The following is a 15,315-nucleotide window of genomic DNA, read 5'->3' as shown; positions in this document are numbered from 1 at the left end:
CGTTTGCACTGATTCCGCGCCCCGTTTGACGGGGCGCGGACCTACGACAACATCAGGCCAATCGCGCACACCGCCAACAGCAACGCCATGCTCCGATTGAACAGCCGCATGCCCGCCGGGTTGCTCAAGTAGCCGCGTAAAAAAGTCCCCGCGTACACCCAGCAGCCCACCGACACATAACAGATCACCAGATACACCGCCGCAAACTGCCACACCAACCGCGCCTCGCCGTCCGCGACGAAGGCGCCCATCCCCGCCACGCAGGCCAGCCAGGCCTTCGGGTTGAGCCATTGCATGACCGCGCCGTACAGCATCGACGGCGCCCGGCCCGTCGCTTTGGCATCGAGACGACCATCGTCCGCCGCCAGTTTCCAGGCCATGAACAACAGAAACGCCACGCCCGCCAGTTGCACCACTCGCGTCAGCGCCGGCCACACCTGCAATACCTCATGCAGCCCCAGCCCCATCAACACCAGCAACAAAACGAACCCCAGCGTAGCCCCGGCGACATGCCGTTGACTGGCGCGAAACCCGAACTGCGCGCCCGAGCTCAACGCCACAATGTTCACCGGCCCCGGCGTTATCGACGCCACCAGTGCAAACGTTGCCATGGAAATCAACAGACTCATCGAGCACCTTCTTCAATTCAGGAAAATCAGCGCTCAAGGTACTGAGCGCCCCGCTCCGCGTATTGAAGAAAACTGCCTTCGGCAACTGCTGCAGGCGTTGCGTGTTCTCAATCGTCTTCGTGCAATTTGATGCCCCGGGCGTGGAGCAGATGCGGGACGATCAGCACCAGCAACGTCAGTGCCAGGAACGATGCGGCGATGGGTTGGGTGAGAAAGGTTGTCCAGTCGCCCTCGCTGATGGACAGGGCATTACGCAGTTGCTTCTCAGCCATGGGGCCCAGCAACATACCCACGATCACCGGCGCCACAGGGAAATCAAAACGCCGCATCAACACCCCGCCCCAGCCGATGCCGAGCATCAGCAAAAGATCGAACGAAGAATGACGCATGCCGTACACGCCAATGGTGGCGAACACGAGGATGCCGGCGTTCAGGTAAGGGCGCGGGATCTGCAACAGCTTGACCCACAACCCCACCAGCGGCAGGTTCAGCACCAGCAGGATGACGTTGCCGATGTACAGCGAAGCGACGAGGGTCCAGACCAGATCCCCCGAGGTCTGGAACAGCATCGGGCCGGGTTGCAGGTTGTAGTTCTGGAACGCGGCCAACAGGATGGCCGCCGTGGCGGAGGTCGGAATGCCCAGTGTCAGCAGCGGCACCAACGAGCCGGTCGCACTGGCGTTGTTGGCCGCCTCAGGCCCGGCCACACCTTCAATCGCGCCCTCGCCTTTGCTGCCGGCAAACTCCTTCGGGTATTTGCTCAATTTGCGCTCGGCCGAATAGGACAGAAACGTCGGAATCTCGGCCCCACCGGCCGGAATCGAACCGAAAGGAAACCCGATCAACGTGCCGCGCAGCCAGGCCGGAACCGAGCGTTTCCAGTCGGCGCGGGTCATCCACAACGAGGTCAAGCGGTGCCGGTTGCTGGCTTCTTCTTTTTGATACAACAGGCTGTACAACGCCTCCCCCACTGCAAACAGCCCCACCGCCACCAACACCACTTCAATGCCGTCCACCAACTCCGGCACCCCCAGCGTGTAGCGGGCAATACCCGAGGTCGAATCCAGGCCGATCAAGCCAATGGCCAGGCCCACGCCCAGCGAGGCGAAACCGCGCAGCATCGACGCGCCGAGGACCGCCGACACCGTGGTGAACGACAACACCAGAATTGCGAAATACTCCGCCGGACCAAACTTCAGCGCCAACGTGGCAACCACCGGGGCAAACAGCGTCAGCAAAATCGTGGCAATCGTCCCGGCCACAAATGAACCGATGGCCGCCGTGGCAAGCGCCGGCCCGGCACGGCCGTTGCGGGCCATCAGGTTCCCCTCCAGGGCCGTGACCATGGAGGACGATTCCCCCGGCGTGTTAAGCAAAATGGAGGTCGTCGAGCCACCAAACTGCGCGCCGTAGTAGATACCGGCAAACATGATCAGCGCTCCAGTAGGATCGACCTTGGCGGTGATCGGCAGCAACAGCGCCACGGTCAGCGCCGGCCCGATGCCGGGCAACACGCCAATCGCCGTGCCGAGCAGACAGCCGATAAAACCCCACATCAGATTGATCGGCGACAACGCGGCGGAAAACCCCATCGCCAGACTTGCAAGAATATCCACCGGGTTGATCTCCTTCGGCCCGGATCAGATCCAGGCGTTGACAAGGGGCGGCAGGGAAACCCCGAGCCCGGCGTTGAACAGCCAGTAGATCGGCAGCGTCAGGGCAATGCCGATGGCCAGGTCGCGCAGTGGATGGCGACTGCCAAACCCGCGTGCAGCACAGACGAACAACAGCCCGGCGGCGAGGACGAAGCCGATCAGGTTAATCAGCACCGCCACCCCTACCAGTCCCGCCGTCACCCACGCCACACCCCGTTTGCCGCCGGGCAGTGCTTTCGCCGATTCGTCATCGTGGTCCGCCAACTCGCGAAAACCACCGGTAACGGCCTGATAACTCAGCAGCAAACCGACCACGCCGAGGAACACCGCCAGTCCGTAGGGATAGACATGCGCGCCCAAAATGACGAAACCCATCTCGGGCGGAAACCGAAAGGCCCCGACCGCCAGAACGACACTGATGGCGATCAGGCCAAGGCCGATCGCCAATTGTGGCGGCACAATATTGCGCGGCCCAGCCATGTCAAAGCAGCCCGACCTTGACCAGCATCGCGTGCAACCGCACGTGTTCTTCGTCGACAAACTTGCCAAACTCATCGCCGGTCAACACGGACGGCGACCACGCGTTGGTCTGGATGTTGTCTTTCCAGGATTGGCTGTTGGAAGCCGTGACAACGGCGTCGGTCAGTTCTTTACGCTGCTCCGGGCTCAGGCCGGCGGCGCCGTACACACCGCGCCAGTTGCCGATGATCACGTCGTAACCTTTCTCTTTGAGGGTCGGTGCATCAATGCCGGGCACACGCTCCGGCGCACCGATGGCGAGCACGTGGAACTGGCCGTCCTTGATGTATTGACCCAGTTCGGCATAACCGCCGGTGATCACCTTGATCTGGCCGCCGAGCGCCTGGGCAACCACTTCACCGCCACCGGCGAAAGCGACGTAGTTGACCTTGTTCACCGGGATGTCCATTTTGCCGGCCAGTTCGGCGATGCCGATGTGATCGACCGAGCCTTTGGAACCGCCGCCCCACGTGATGCTGGTCGGTTTGTCCTTGAAGGCCTTGAGCAAGTCCTCCAGGGTTTTGAAGTCGGACTCTTTGCGCACCGCAATCACGTTGTACTCCGTGAACAACCGGGCAATCGGTGTCACGTCTTTCAAGGTGATTTGCGGTTTGTTCTGTTCAATGCCCGCGACCATGATCGCGCCCACCACCAGCAACGCATCGCGTTCACCCTTGGTGCTGTTGGCAAACTGCGCCAGACCCAGCGTCCCGCCAGCCCCGCCCTTGTTTTCGAAGGTGGCGGATTTAGCGACTTTGGCCTCGATCAAGGCTTTGCCCAGCTCACGGGCGGTCTGGTCATAGCCACCTCCGACCGACCCCGGGGCCATGAACTTGACCGTATCCAGCGCCATGGCGGGTGTCGAGAGTGCGGCAGCGGTAATCGCCACGGCGGCGACGTAATTGAAACGACGGAACAAAGCGAACATGAGCGGTCTCCTGATCTTGTTTTTGTAGGTGCCGGTTGAATCGCGCTCAGGAGCAACCCCTGCTCACTGAACATGCGTCTGTGAACAAGCGTAGGTCATGGTTTTGATTGCTGACGGATGGTTACCGAAGAGGAAGACCTTTGGGCATTTCGCTGGCCGTTGGCGCAACCGTCTGCGGGCGCTTTATCCGGCGGATTTTGCGGGCGACGTCCACGAAGGGCGTGACGACCAGGCTGTACACCGTGAGGTAGCGCGAGTGATCCGCGTCCCCGGTGCCAAAGCGCAGCGTCTCGGGTCTGGAGGTGGTGACGTAGAGCGTGCCGAACATCCAGTCCCAGAGTGACAGGTTGATACCGAAGTTCTTGTTGATGTGCCTTGGCGCATCGCTGTGATGGATCTGGTGCTGGGCCGGGCTGTTCAGCACATGCTCGACCACGGGGCCAAATGACAGCCAGACATGGGTATGGCGCAGGTTGGCCGCGAAACCGTTGAGGATCAACACCATCCAGGTCACGCCAAACAGCGTGTAACGGCTGATTTCGCCGCCACAGGCGTACCAGAAGACCCCGGCAAAGGCACCGATGCACAGCGTATTCGTCAGCTTCTCGACAATTTTTTCCACAAAATGAATCCGGCTTGCCGTCGCCGGAACCAGCACCGGGGCCGAATGGTGGACTTTATGGAAGTCCCACAGCCAACGCGTATGAAAGGCCCGATGGCCCCAGTAGTTGGCGAAATCCTTGACCATAAACACGCCGAGCCCATAGAACAGCGACAACGCCAGGTGTTCCTCGACTTGAATGCGCGCGCCCCATAGGTTGGTGAAAAAGCGCACGTAGTCGGCGGAGCGCAGGACGTAGGGATCCACCAGCGCAACGATGGGCAGCACCAGCATGACTTTCAGAATGGCGCGGATGAAGTAGTAGCGGTAATCGAGCAACGCCGACCGATGCAGATGAACCTGACGGCCGCCGATGAATTGCCAGAAGGTCCGTGCGTGCGTCAATCCATGAGATTTCCTGAAGCGGAACAGCCCATAGGCAACGCTGTAGGAGGACGCAAGAAACAATAGGCCGAAGCGGCCATTCAAATCGAATATGCCAAGAAACTGATGGGTAACCGGGGTTATCACCCATCGGGACAGGCAGTCATAGACAAACGAAAGGACATCCACGACCGTCTGGCCTCCAAAAAAGTGAGGGAAATTGTAGTTCAGACGACCAGAGAGCGGCACTGTTTACGTATGCGCTTCCACCACCCACTTCACTTTCAACAGCGCGTGTCGAAGCGTGTCCATGTCCACCGAGCCCAGCGCCAACCGCAAGGCATGCGGAACATGCAGCGAAATCGCGAAGGGTTCGGCGGTGGACACCGAGATCTGCTCGCGCATCAACGCCACGGCAATCTGGTCTGCTCGTGCGTCTTCCGATAAAGGTAGCCACAGAAAGTACGACGACGGATGGCGGATGACTGCAAGTCCGCTTAGCGCCTCATCGGCCAGCTTTTGCCGCGCCTGTGCGTCTTCGCGCTTTTGTGCTTCGAGCCGGGTGACAGTGCCATCCTCGAGCCAGGCGCAAGCGATGGCCGTCATGACACCCGGAGTGTTCCAGGTGGTCGCCCTGATCGTGCGTTCGAGTTCGGCGACGTTTTGCGCAGGGGCCGCAATGAAACCAACGCGCAGGCCGGTGGCGACGTTCTTGGAAAAACCGGACACGTAAATCGTCCGCTCCGGGGCCAGCTCGGCGATGGGCGGCGGCGCGTGTTCGGCGAGAAACGCATAAGCCCCGTCCTCGATGATGTGCAGGTCGTGTTGGCGCGCAATCGACACCAGGCGTTCGCGCTGATCGGCCGGCATCACCCAGCCCATCGGGTTATGCAGGGTCGGCATGGTGTAGACGGCGCGCACCGTCCGGCGGCGGCACAGGTCCTCCAGCGCCTGCAGATCCGGGCCCTGCTCCGTGACCGGAATGGGCACGATTTCAAGGTGCAGCGTGGCGGCCAGCACTTTGAAACCCGAGTAGGTCAGCGCGTCAGCCGCGATCACGTCACCGGGTCGCAGCAGCGCCATCAGCGTCACCGCCAGGCCATGTTGAGCGCCGCTGACAATCAACACGTTGTCGGCCTCGACCGTCAGGCCGCGGCTGCGCAAATGGCGGGCGATGGAGGCGCGCTCATGCGCCCGCCCACAGTGGGGCTGGTAGCGCAGGTGCGATTCCAGGTCGCCGGACAACGCGAGTTGGCGCAAGGCATTGCGCAACAGGTCGGCCTGCCCCGGCAGCGCGGGATAGTTGAAGTTGAGATCGACCACCCCCGGCGCAACGTCCGGCTGATCGATGCCGTGGCTGGGCGGCAAAGAGGTTTCCCGGACAAAGGTGCCGCGCCCGGTTTCACCGCTGACCAGTCCCATCGCTTCCAGCTCGGCATACACCCGGCTGGCCGTGACCAGCGCCAGGCCTTCGCTGGCGGCCAACTGACGATGCGTGGGCAAGCGAGTGCCGGGCAGCAAGCGCCCCGAGTGAATATCGGCGGCCAGGGTGTCCACCAGGGACTTGTAGCGGGAGCGCGGCATCGTGGGATGTATCCATGACAATTTTTTGATTGTTCTTAATCCTGGCTCATAGGATGCCTTTCACGCAACCTGACACGGAGACGCCACATGGAAAGGACCTCAACGCTCAACAGACCGACGTTGGACAAGCACGCCAGCGGGCTGATCAATGGCTTTATCGGCGTGCTGATCTTCAGCGGCTCACTGCCCGCCACCCGCGTGGCCGTGCTCGAATTCGACCCGGTGTTTCTGACCGTCGCCCGGGCCACCATCGCCGGCGTGCTGGCGCTGTGCATGCTGTGGCTGTTCAAGGAAAAACGCCCGGCACGCAGCCAGTTACTGCCCTTGATCATCGTGTCGTTGGGAGTTGTGGTCGGCTTTCCGTTGCTGACGGCATTGGCGCTGCAATACGTGACGTCGGCGCATTCCATTGTCTTTGTCGGTCTGCTGCCGCTCGCCACGGCCGCGTTTGGCGTGTTGCGGGGTGGCGAGCGTCCACGACCGGCGTTCTGGTTTTTCTCGGTGCTGGGCAGTTTGCTGGTGATCGGCTTTGCCGTTTCCCAGGGGCTTACCGCGTCGCCTGTCGGCGATTTGCTGATGCTGTTGGCGATTCTGGCGTGTGGCCTGGGGTATGCCGAAGGTGCCAAACTTTCCAGAACACTGGGCGGTTGGCAGGTGATTTGTTGGGCCCTGGTGTTGTCACTACCGCTGATGGCCGCGCTGACGGTGTGGCGGCTGCCCGTTTCGTTTTCCGGGATCACGATGCCGGCCTGGTTGAGCCTGGCGTATGTGTCCCTGTTCAGCATGCTGATCGGTTTCGTGTTCTGGTATCGCGGCTTGGCGCAGGGCGGTATTGCGGCGGTGGGACAGCTTCAACTGCTGCAGCCGTTTTTCGGCCTGGCGCTGGCGGCGACGTTGCTGCACGAACAGGTCAGCCTCGGCATGCTCGGGGTCACCGTGGCGGTGATCCTCTGCGTGGCAGGCGCGAGAAAGTTTGCCAAATGAAAGTGTACTGCGGCTTGCGCTCATGGCTGTACGGGGCGAGCCGCACAACGTCCATGATAAATATGGCGCTCTCGTTTCCGGAGACTCGCCATGGACCTCGCCACCCTCACCCTTTTTCTGCCCGCCTGCTTTGCCCTGAACATGGCGCCCGGCCCGAATAACCTGCTGTCGGTCAGCAACTCGACACGCTACGGCTATCGCACTTCCTGCGTGGCCGGGATCGGTCGGTTGCTGGCGTTCGCCGGCATGATCGCCCTCGCCTCCGCCGGGTTGGCCGTGGTGCTGCAAACCTCCGAAGTGCTGTTCTACGGGATCAAGATTGTCGGCGCGGCGTACCTGTTTTACCTCGCCTGGCAATTGTGGCGCGCCGACCCTGGCGCCGAGCGTGCTGACACCCGAGCCCCCGTCGGCGTGCTGGCCTTGGCGCGGCAGGAGTTTCTGGTGGCGGCCGGCAATCCCAAGGCCATTTTGATCTTCACCGCGTTCCTGCCCCAGTTTGTCGACCCGACCCGCGCAGTAACGCCGCAATTCGCGTTGCTGGGTGCGCTGTTTTTGATGCTGGAATGGATCGCCATCAGTGCGTACGCCTACATGGGATTGCACATGCGTCGCTGGTTCGCCGAGCCGCGTGGCAAGCGGATTTTTAACCGTTGCTGTGCGGGGTTGTTGTCGGCGGCGGCTTCGGTGTTGTTGATGGCTAAGCGGACGTGATCAAACCGGGGGCGATGGCTCTTTAAGTACGACATCGTCCCCTTCCCTCCTTTTCGTTCGAGAAATGTCATCCCTCCATCCAAACTTTTCGCGTCACCGGGCGTCATCTCTTTAATGCTGCCGATCTGGCTTGCAGAACCAGACAACTGACCTCAGCTAAGGATGGATGATGACCTTTCTTGTTTTTCTACTAGCCTGCGGTGCCGCCGCAAGCACAGGCTTCTTTTTCAAACCGGGCCAGTGGTACGAATTTCTGGTCAAACCCGGCTTCACCCCTCCCAACTGGGTGTTTCCAGTCGCCTGGTCGACGATCTACCTTTTGCTCGCCTGGGCCGGGTACCGGTTGACCCTGATACCTGGAAGCCAGGAGGTGTTGGCGTTATGGGCGGCGCAGATTGCGTTGAACACGCTGTGGACACCGGTGTTCTTCGGCGCGCAGCGCATTTTCGCCGGCATGCTGATCCTGACGCTGCTCTGGTTGGTGGTCGCGGCGATGGTGGTGATGGCATTGCAGCTTGATGTGATCACTGGCTTGATTCTGCTGCCTTACCTTGGGTGGCTTTGCGTCGCCGCTGCGTTGAATTTTTTCATCTTGCGCAATAACCGATGAATGCCGACGAGGGAGTCAAATCGCCTTGGCCTGCTGACGAGCTGGCGTTGGCGCAAGTGCGCGATTTCAACAAGAAGCTCGCCTGGTTGCCACGCTTTCGAATCCGCAATCGCATCACGCCTCGATTGATCCAGGCCTTGCTGCGCGCCAGTCAAATCGGCAGTGCCGGTAAATTGCTCAAGCATGGGCTCAAGGCTGAAAGAAAGGTGGTGAGTGTGGGCGGCGCTTCAGTGCCCGTTCGAATCATCCGGCCCAGAGGTAAAGCAAAGGGCGTTGCGCTGGATTTCCATGGTGGCGGTTGGGTGATCGGCAACGCGCAGATGGATGACAACTTCAACGTGTCCATGGTGAATACCTGCAGCGTCACGGTCGTCTCCGTCGATTACCGGCTTGCGTTATCGACGCCGATTGAAGGCGTGATGGAGGATTGCCTGTGCGCTGCACGCTGGTTACTGAATGACAGTTGTGAAGAGTTTGCCGGCCTGCCCGTGATCGTCGTCGGTGAATCGGCCGGGGCGCATCTTGCTGCGGCAACGTTGCTGGCGCTATCACCCGACTTGCTTCAACGGGTGAGCGGTGCGCTGTTGTATTACGGCGTCTACGATTTGACGGGAACAGCGAGCGTGCGTGCGGCTCCCCCTGAAACGCTGCTGTTGGACGGCCCCGGCATGGTTGAAGCGTTGCGCCGGCTGACGCCGGACCTGAATGACCAGCAACGCCGGCAGCCACCCTTGTCACCGTTGTACGGCGACTTTACGGGTTTCCCGCCAGCGCTGATGTTTGCCGGTGAGCTGGATCCCCTGAAGGACGACACACTCGAATTAGCCGCTCGCTGGATGAAGTCGGCACCGGTTGAGGTGCATGTGTTGGCGTCATGTCCTCACGGGTTTATTCATTTTCCGACCACTCTGGCAGATAGCGTGCTTGCGTATGGCCGTGAGTGGATAACGGCTCGGATCAATGCGCTGGCAGGCGCCTAGCGGTGTTGGCGAGGAAACAAGCTCCCCCGCCAACGTGATGCAACGACTACTTGGGTGGAACGAAGTTATCCAGCATTCGATTCACCGCCAGCTCCCCCAGCATGATGACCTGCTGCAACGCCAGCACGTTACTGCGATGAGTCCCCTCTAGCGATGCCGCCACGTTGCTGGCCATGACACTGGCCGACGCCATGTTCTCGCACGTTTGAACCAGCAAGGTTTCATGGTCGACGTCTGGGGCAATCATGTAAATGGTGCTGGGTTTACGTGGGGTGTTGTTCATGAGCGCCGCCGGATTGAGATAGAAATTGAGCGCGCGTTCGGCGGCGTCATGGAGTTTTTTGGGGTCGAGGGTTTCGTACGGGGATACTGAATCGGCGGTTGGCGGATCGGTATCGGGTGAATCGGTGTCCGGTGGGTTAGGCGTTACTTTGAACATAGATGAACTCCAACTTCTAATATTGAGGAGCCATCACCCTCGCTACCAAACGAAGGGGTGGCGGCCATACGTGGGTTGGTAGACCGGTAGAAGCTGGAAACCCGGCGCTCACAATGGAGCCCCACGCATGACCACCATAAATACAGAGTCCCAAAAAGAGACTACATAAGGTGTTGTCATGCGGCTTCTAAACGGGCTACCAAACCCGATCACTGTTTTTCAGTGACAGGGAAACGATATAGCCCACCCCGTAGCCGCACAAGCCGGCGGATTCTGGCTTGATCGTAGGTAACGGCGCAAGGTCTTGTAGCCTTCGGGACGTAACACCAAGTGTTTTTAAACACGCATCGTTAAACGCGTGAAAGCTTGCTAAAAATCAAAGAAACGTCCGACATTTTTTAGCGCAGGTGGCTGCTTGAGCGCTTCGTTCAACAAAGCCCGGCATAGCCCGATCTCGGCTTATACGCTGAACGAAAACGCGAACGCCCCGTACCGATTGACGGCCGGGGCGCAGTACAAACGTCAGACAGGATCAGGCCGGGCTTTTCACGCTTGGCCGCTCAGCTGTTTTTGCGTTCCATACCATCAGTGCAGTGCATTCGTCCGGAATCGCTATCTGAGCGAAACCGGCGAAGACCAACCCTGCCCAAACGGTGATATCCGCCATCGAGAATTGATCGCCGGCCACGTAAGACTGCGATCTCAAGACCTGGTCGAAATACTTCATGCCGTTGATAGCTTTCTCTCGGTGCATCTCGCCCCATACGACCCGGTCGCTCCACTCGGGGCTTTTATAGGCTTTCAATTGAGGCCCGAGCCCGTCGGTCGCGTGGTGAAAATAGATGCCGATGGCATCGATGAGCTGGTCGTCGGCGCGTTTCTGCATCATGTGGATCATCCCCTTCTCTTTCGGCGTTGTGCCGGTGAGCGTGGGATTGCCATCAAGGTTGTCGAGATACTCGGTAATGGCCGTGCATTCGGACAGATAAGTGCCGTCATCCAGTTCCAGAACCGGCACGGTGCCGGTGGGGTTGATCGCTAAAAAAGCGCTTTGTTTGTGTTCGGCTGCCGGCAAATCGATCTTGATGAATTCGATTTGGGACGCCAATGCCTTCTCGGCGATGACCACTCGAATACGTAACGGGCTAGGAAAACCGGGGATATCGTAGATCTTCACGTTAACTCCATTGCCATCTATCTATCGGGAGGTAGACAATGCGGCCAGCGATCGTTCAGGTCAACAGATATCTATCGATAGGTAGGCAAAAACAGCATGACAACAATCGATACCAAGCAAACCATCCTGCAAGCAGCCCGTAGAGTCGTGCAGGCCCGCGGCTACAACGCATTGAGTTTTCGCGAGTTGGCGAAAGAAGTGGGGATCAAAAGCGCCAGCATCCACTACCACTTCCCAACCAAGGGTGATTTGGGTGCTGCTCTGGCTCGACGCTACACCGAAGACACCGCTGCGTATCTGGATCAGTTACTGGTGGAATCACAAGACCCGAAGTCGATGATGAAGGACTACACGGCCGCCTTCCGCGCCGCCCTGGAAAACGACAACCGGATGTGCCTGTGCGGAATCCTGGCGGCCGAGCACCACGATCTCCCGGCCGAAGTACGCGTCGAAGTGGACGGGTTCACGGACACGAACGTTCGATGGTTGGCCAAGGTACTGGCGCTGAAACAGCCAGACGTTCAGCCAGAAGCACTTGAACGGCAAGCACTGTCGATATTTGCCGCCATTCAAGGTGCGCAACTGGTGTCCCGAGGGCGCAACGACATTTCGGTGTACGACCAAATGATCGAATCCTATCGAGTGGCCGGTTTGATGCCTTGAAGTTCGCTTGCCCCGAATCGAGTTTTTACGATAGCGGCTTGGGGATGCCTAAGCCTGATCAGTGGACGGCCCTTTGAGCTCAACCTGATTACCATCCGGGTCGAAGCAATACAGCGACAAGCCATAACCTTCCGCACCAAAGCGCGTAGCCGCTTTCTCCGGTGCCAGACCAAAAGACTGCAAATGGCTGACAAGCGCCACTTCATCAAAAGGTTCGATGCGCAGGCAGACATGGTCGAGGTTACGCCCCTCCTGACCCGCGGCAGCCCCGCCCTTGCGCCCGAGCTCACCGTCCAGGCTGACGAGGTCGATCATGGAAGTCCCGGCGCGCAGGTGCACCAGCCCCAGATCGTCGCGGCGCTTGACCAGTTCGGCGCCGAATACCTGGGCGTAAAACGTGATGCTGCGCTCCAGGTCCTGGACGCGCAGCACGATGTGATCAATGTGTTGAATCGTGAACGGATGCATGAAATCAGTTCCTGAAGGGTTGCATGACCGGTAACCCGAACACTGTAGCCCAGGGTCTCAAAAATTCACTGTCGATTTTCCGGTGGAGTCACCGCCCACAGGGTTTTATGCTCAGCCCATGAACATACAAACCGCTTTGCTGCCGCCCCACGCCGAAATGGTTCGCGCCATGCTCGAACGCGACACTGCCTACGAAGGCGTGTTCTTCACGGCCGTGAAAACCACCGGGATCTTCTGCCGCCCCGGCTGTACGGCGCGCTCGCCGAAACCGGAGAACGTCGAGTTCTTTGCGCACGCCGATGAATGCATGGCGGCGGGTTATCGCGCGTGTCTGCGCTGCAAGCCGCTGGACGCTGCGGCCATCGCACCCGACTGGGTGCAGACGCTGCTGAAGTCGGTGGACGCCGATCCCGAGCAACGCTGGACCGACGCCCAGTTGCTGGCCGAGGGCATCGAGCCGCTGAAGTTGCGGCGCTGGTTCAAGCAGCATTTCGGCATGACCTTTCACGCCTGGCTGCGCACCCGACGTCTTGGCATGGCGCTGGGCGGGATCAAACAGGGCGATTCCATCGACAGCGCGGCCTTCGACTCGGGTTATGAATCCCTCAGCGGTTTTCGTGACGCGTTCCAGAAGTCATTCCACATCACCCCGGGCCGCGCCGCACAGAGTGAACCCCTGCTCTTCACCCGCCTGACCACGCCACTGGGGCCGATGATTGCCATGGCCGAGCGTCGCGGGCTGGTGCTGCTGGAGTTTCTCGACCGCCCAGCGTTGACCCGTGAAGTCGAAGAACTGCAAAACCGTTACGGCTACGCGGTCGCGCCGGGACACAACGTGCACTTGCAACAAATCGAAGCCGAACTGGCGCAGTACTTCGCCGGCAAACTCACCGAGTTCACCGTAGCGCTGCATACACCCGGCAGCGAATTCGCCCGGCAGGTCTGGGCCGCACTGGCACACATCCCGTACGGCCAGACCAGCACCTACGGCAGCATCGCCAGACTATTGGGCAAGCCCGGCGCCAGTCGCGCAGTGGGTCTGGCCAACGGACACAATCGACTGTCCATCGTGGTGCCGTGCCACCGGGTGATCGGTGCAGATGGCTCGTTGACCGGCTATGGTGGAGGACAACCGCGCAAGGCGTTTCTGCTGCGGCTGGAAAACGCCGCGATGCAGATGACCCAACAACTGGCGTTCTGATTGCCTCAATCGTCATAAGGAAGGACATTCGATGGACAAACAATTTCACCAATTGCACCACGAAGGCTTGTTGATCCTCACCAACGTCGCCGACGCCACCGGAGCGCGCATCGTCAAGCAACTGGGCTGCAAAGCCGTCGCCACCAGCAGCGCGGCGGTGGCCTGGGCCCATGGCTATGCGGACGGCAACGCCCTGCCCCTTGAACGCCTGGTATCGACCGTCGAGTCCATCGCCCGGGTGATTTCCGTGCCGTTGACCGTGGACGTCGAGGCCGGTTATTCCGATGACCTGACGCGGGTCGCACAAGTGATCGAAGCAGTGATTGCTGCCGGTGCGGTCGGGATCAATATCGAGGACGGCGCGTCCCCGCCCGAGTTGCTGGTGCGCAAGATCGAAGTGGCGCGCAAGGTCGCGGATCAGCGCAATGTGAAGCTGTTCATCAATGCGCGCACCGATGTGTACCTCAAGGGATTGGTGCCGGCCGAGGATCGCGTTGCCGAGACACTCAAGCGTGCAGCTCTATATCAAGCGGCAGGTGCCGACGGATTGTTCGCGGCGGGCGTGTCGGCGGAGTACGAAATCGCCGCGCTGTGCCAAGGCACCCCGCTGCCGGTGAACGTGCTGGGGCTTGCGAGCCTGCCTTCGCCTGAAACGCTGAAAGCACTGGGCGTGCGGCGGCTGAGCGCCGGCTCGGGTATCGCCGAATTCCTGTATGGCGCCATGGCCGGGCTGGCCAAGAGTTTTCTGGAAACCGGCAAACTCGACAGCAGTCACCTCAAGGCTTTGACGTACGGTGAAGTGAACGCCCTGCTGAAAACAGCCGGGAACGCTTGATCGCCATGCCTGATCCCTATGGGCCCGCAACCGAATTTCTGGCGTCCCTCGACGCAGACTGGGCGCGCCACATTGCCGCCGTCGGCCCGTGCCTGCACCAACCGCATGCGGCTCGCGATCCGTATGAGTCGCTGGTGCGGGCAATCGCCTACCAGCAACTGCACGCCAAAGCCGGGGATGCGATTGTCGGGCGCTTGCTGGCGTTGTTTCCCTCGGTGGCGTTTCCACGGCCGGAGCAGATCCTGGCGACCGGTTTTGATCAGATGCGCAGTTGCGGGTTTTCGGCGGGCAAGATCGCGACCATTCAGGGGATTGCCCAAGCGACGCTGGATGGCGTGGTGCCTGACTATGCGACGGCGTTGGCCATGGACGATGAGGCATTGATCGAGCGCTTGATCACCTTGCGCGGGGTTGGGCGCTGGACGGTCGAGATGTTGCTGATTTACAGCCTTGAGCGGCCGGATATCTTGCCGGCCGATGACTTTGGCGTGCGTGAGGGCTATCGACGGCTGAAGGGATTGGAGGTGCAGCCGACGCGCAAGCAAATGGTGGAGATCGGTTTGGGGTGGAGCCCGTATCGGACGGTGGCGGCGTGGTATTTGTGGCGGGTGCCTACCCGGTAGACCGCGTTATCGTTCTTCGCGAGCAGGCTCGCTCCCACAGGGGATTTGTGAACACCAAAGATCCGGTGTGCGAGCCTGCTCGCGAAGGGGCCAGCAAAAACAACCCATCAAGCCCTGCCAGGCTCATCCCCCACAGCCAACCACATTCCAATGTGGGAGCGAGCCTGCTCGCGAAGGGGCCAGCAAAAACAACCCATCAAGCCCTGCCAGGCTCATCCCCCACAGCCAACCACATTCCAATGTGGGAGCGAGCCTGCTCGCGAAGGGGCCAGCAAAAACAACCCATCAAGCCCTGCCAGGCTCATCCCCCACAGCCAACCACAT

The 15,315-nt window shown here is 60.3% G+C and carries 17 protein-coding genes; 8 read left to right on the top strand and 9 right to left on the bottom strand.

Features of this window, described 5'->3' with window-relative positions:
• Nucleotides 1–41: 41 nt before the first annotated feature.
• From ACWKV5_RS29075 to ACWKV5_RS29050, 6 genes are all read right to left on the bottom strand, one after another.
• Nucleotides 42–629: a LysE family translocator gene (locus tag ACWKV5_RS29075; RefSeq protein WP_483844068.1), complete on the bottom strand. Its 588-nt coding sequence runs from the start codon at nt 627–629 to the stop codon at nt 42–44.
• A gap of 107 nt (nt 630–736) precedes the next feature.
• Nucleotides 737–2,245 carry a tripartite tricarboxylate transporter permease gene (locus ACWKV5_RS29070; RefSeq protein WP_123435635.1) on the bottom strand — a complete coding sequence of 503 codons (1,509 nt, stop codon included), beginning with the start codon at nt 2,243–2,245 and terminating at the stop codon, nt 737–739.
• Between the two features lie 24 nt (nt 2,246–2,269).
• A complete protein-coding gene (locus ACWKV5_RS29065; protein ID WP_483844067.1) occupies nt 2,270–2,764 on the bottom strand; it encodes a tripartite tricarboxylate transporter TctB family protein in 495 nt (164 codons plus the stop codon).
• 1 nt (nt 2,765) lies between these two features.
• On the bottom strand, nt 2,766–3,731 hold the full coding sequence (locus ACWKV5_RS29060) for a tripartite tricarboxylate transporter substrate binding protein (protein ID WP_483844066.1): 966 nt from the start codon (nt 3,729–3,731) through the stop codon (nt 2,766–2,768).
• 121 nt (nt 3,732–3,852) lie between these two features.
• Complete coding sequence (locus ACWKV5_RS29055; RefSeq protein WP_483844065.1) at nt 3,853–4,905, bottom strand: sterol desaturase family protein; 1,053 nt, start codon at nt 4,903–4,905, stop codon at nt 3,853–3,855.
• A gap of 63 nt (nt 4,906–4,968) precedes the next feature.
• Nucleotides 4,969–6,300: an aminotransferase-like domain-containing protein gene (locus tag ACWKV5_RS29050; protein WP_483844064.1), complete on the bottom strand. Its 1,332-nt coding sequence runs from the start codon at nt 6,298–6,300 to the stop codon at nt 4,969–4,971.
• Nucleotides 6,301–6,387: 87 nt separating this feature from the next.
• Here ACWKV5_RS29050 and ACWKV5_RS29045 point away from each other — a divergent pair, with 87 nt between their 5' ends.
• From ACWKV5_RS29045 to ACWKV5_RS29030, 4 genes are all read left to right on the top strand, one after another.
• Nucleotides 6,388–7,284, top strand: a complete 897-nt coding sequence (locus ACWKV5_RS29045) for a DMT family transporter (protein WP_483844063.1) — start codon at nt 6,388–6,390, stop codon at nt 7,282–7,284.
• A 90-nt stretch (nt 7,285–7,374) separates the two neighbouring features.
• Nucleotides 7,375–7,995 (top strand): LysE family translocator, encoded by a 621-nt coding sequence (locus ACWKV5_RS29040; protein ID WP_483844062.1) that lies wholly within the window; start codon nt 7,375–7,377, stop codon nt 7,993–7,995.
• Between the two features lie 169 nt (nt 7,996–8,164).
• On the top strand, nt 8,165–8,605 hold the full coding sequence (gene tspO / locus ACWKV5_RS29035) for a tryptophan-rich sensory protein TspO (RefSeq protein ID WP_483844061.1): 441 nt from the start codon (nt 8,165–8,167) through the stop codon (nt 8,603–8,605).
• A complete protein-coding gene (locus tag ACWKV5_RS29030) occupies nt 8,602–9,585 on the top strand; it encodes an alpha/beta hydrolase fold domain-containing protein (protein ID WP_483844060.1) in 984 nt (327 codons plus the stop codon). Before tspO ends, ACWKV5_RS29030 begins: the two co-directional genes overlap by 4 nt.
• Nucleotides 9,586–9,631: 46 nt before the next feature.
• Here ACWKV5_RS29030 and ACWKV5_RS29025 read toward each other — a convergent pair whose 3' ends face one another.
• Both ACWKV5_RS29025 and ACWKV5_RS29020 read right to left on the bottom strand, forming a co-directional pair.
• Complete coding sequence (locus ACWKV5_RS29025; RefSeq protein WP_046032081.1) at nt 9,632–10,024, bottom strand: DUF6124 family protein; 393 nt, start codon at nt 10,022–10,024, stop codon at nt 9,632–9,634.
• Nucleotides 10,025–10,556: 532 nt separating this feature from the next.
• Nucleotides 10,557–11,201 carry a glutathione S-transferase gene (locus ACWKV5_RS29020; protein WP_483844059.1) on the bottom strand — a complete coding sequence of 215 codons (645 nt, stop codon included), beginning with the start codon at nt 11,199–11,201 and terminating at the stop codon, nt 10,557–10,559.
• A gap of 96 nt (nt 11,202–11,297) precedes the next feature.
• Here ACWKV5_RS29020 and ACWKV5_RS29015 point away from each other — a divergent pair, with 96 nt between their 5' ends.
• Nucleotides 11,298–11,864 carry a TetR/AcrR family transcriptional regulator gene (locus tag ACWKV5_RS29015; protein WP_046032079.1) on the top strand — a complete coding sequence of 189 codons (567 nt, stop codon included), beginning with the start codon at nt 11,298–11,300 and terminating at the stop codon, nt 11,862–11,864.
• Between the two features lie 48 nt (nt 11,865–11,912).
• On the opposite strand, the gene ACWKV5_RS29010 is transcribed toward ACWKV5_RS29015, so the two are convergent.
• Nucleotides 11,913–12,332: a VOC family protein gene (locus tag ACWKV5_RS29010; protein WP_483844058.1), complete on the bottom strand. Its 420-nt coding sequence runs from the start codon at nt 12,330–12,332 to the stop codon at nt 11,913–11,915.
• A gap of 118 nt (nt 12,333–12,450) precedes the next feature.
• Here ACWKV5_RS29010 and ACWKV5_RS29005 point away from each other — a divergent pair, with 118 nt between their 5' ends.
• Genes ACWKV5_RS29005 through ACWKV5_RS28995 form a run of 3 tightly spaced genes read left to right on the top strand, consistent with a single transcriptional unit; the run spans nt 12,451 to nt 14,991 of the window.
• Nucleotides 12,451–13,533, top strand: a complete 1,083-nt coding sequence (locus tag ACWKV5_RS29005; RefSeq protein WP_483844057.1) for a bifunctional transcriptional activator/DNA repair enzyme AdaA — start codon at nt 12,451–12,453, stop codon at nt 13,531–13,533.
• 31 nt (nt 13,534–13,564) lie between these two features.
• Nucleotides 13,565–14,368, top strand: a complete 804-nt coding sequence (locus ACWKV5_RS29000; protein ID WP_483844056.1) for an isocitrate lyase/PEP mutase family protein — start codon at nt 13,565–13,567, stop codon at nt 14,366–14,368.
• Between the two features lie 5 nt (nt 14,369–14,373).
• Complete coding sequence (locus tag ACWKV5_RS28995; RefSeq protein WP_483844055.1) at nt 14,374–14,991, top strand: DNA-3-methyladenine glycosylase family protein; 618 nt, start codon at nt 14,374–14,376, stop codon at nt 14,989–14,991.
• Nucleotides 14,992–15,315: the final 324 nt, after the last annotated feature.

The sequence above is a fragment of the Pseudomonas oplopanacis genome (assembly GCF_057128725.1).
The sequence above is the reverse complement of the archived record's forward strand: the minus strand, read 5'-3'. Positions and strand labels throughout refer to the sequence as shown.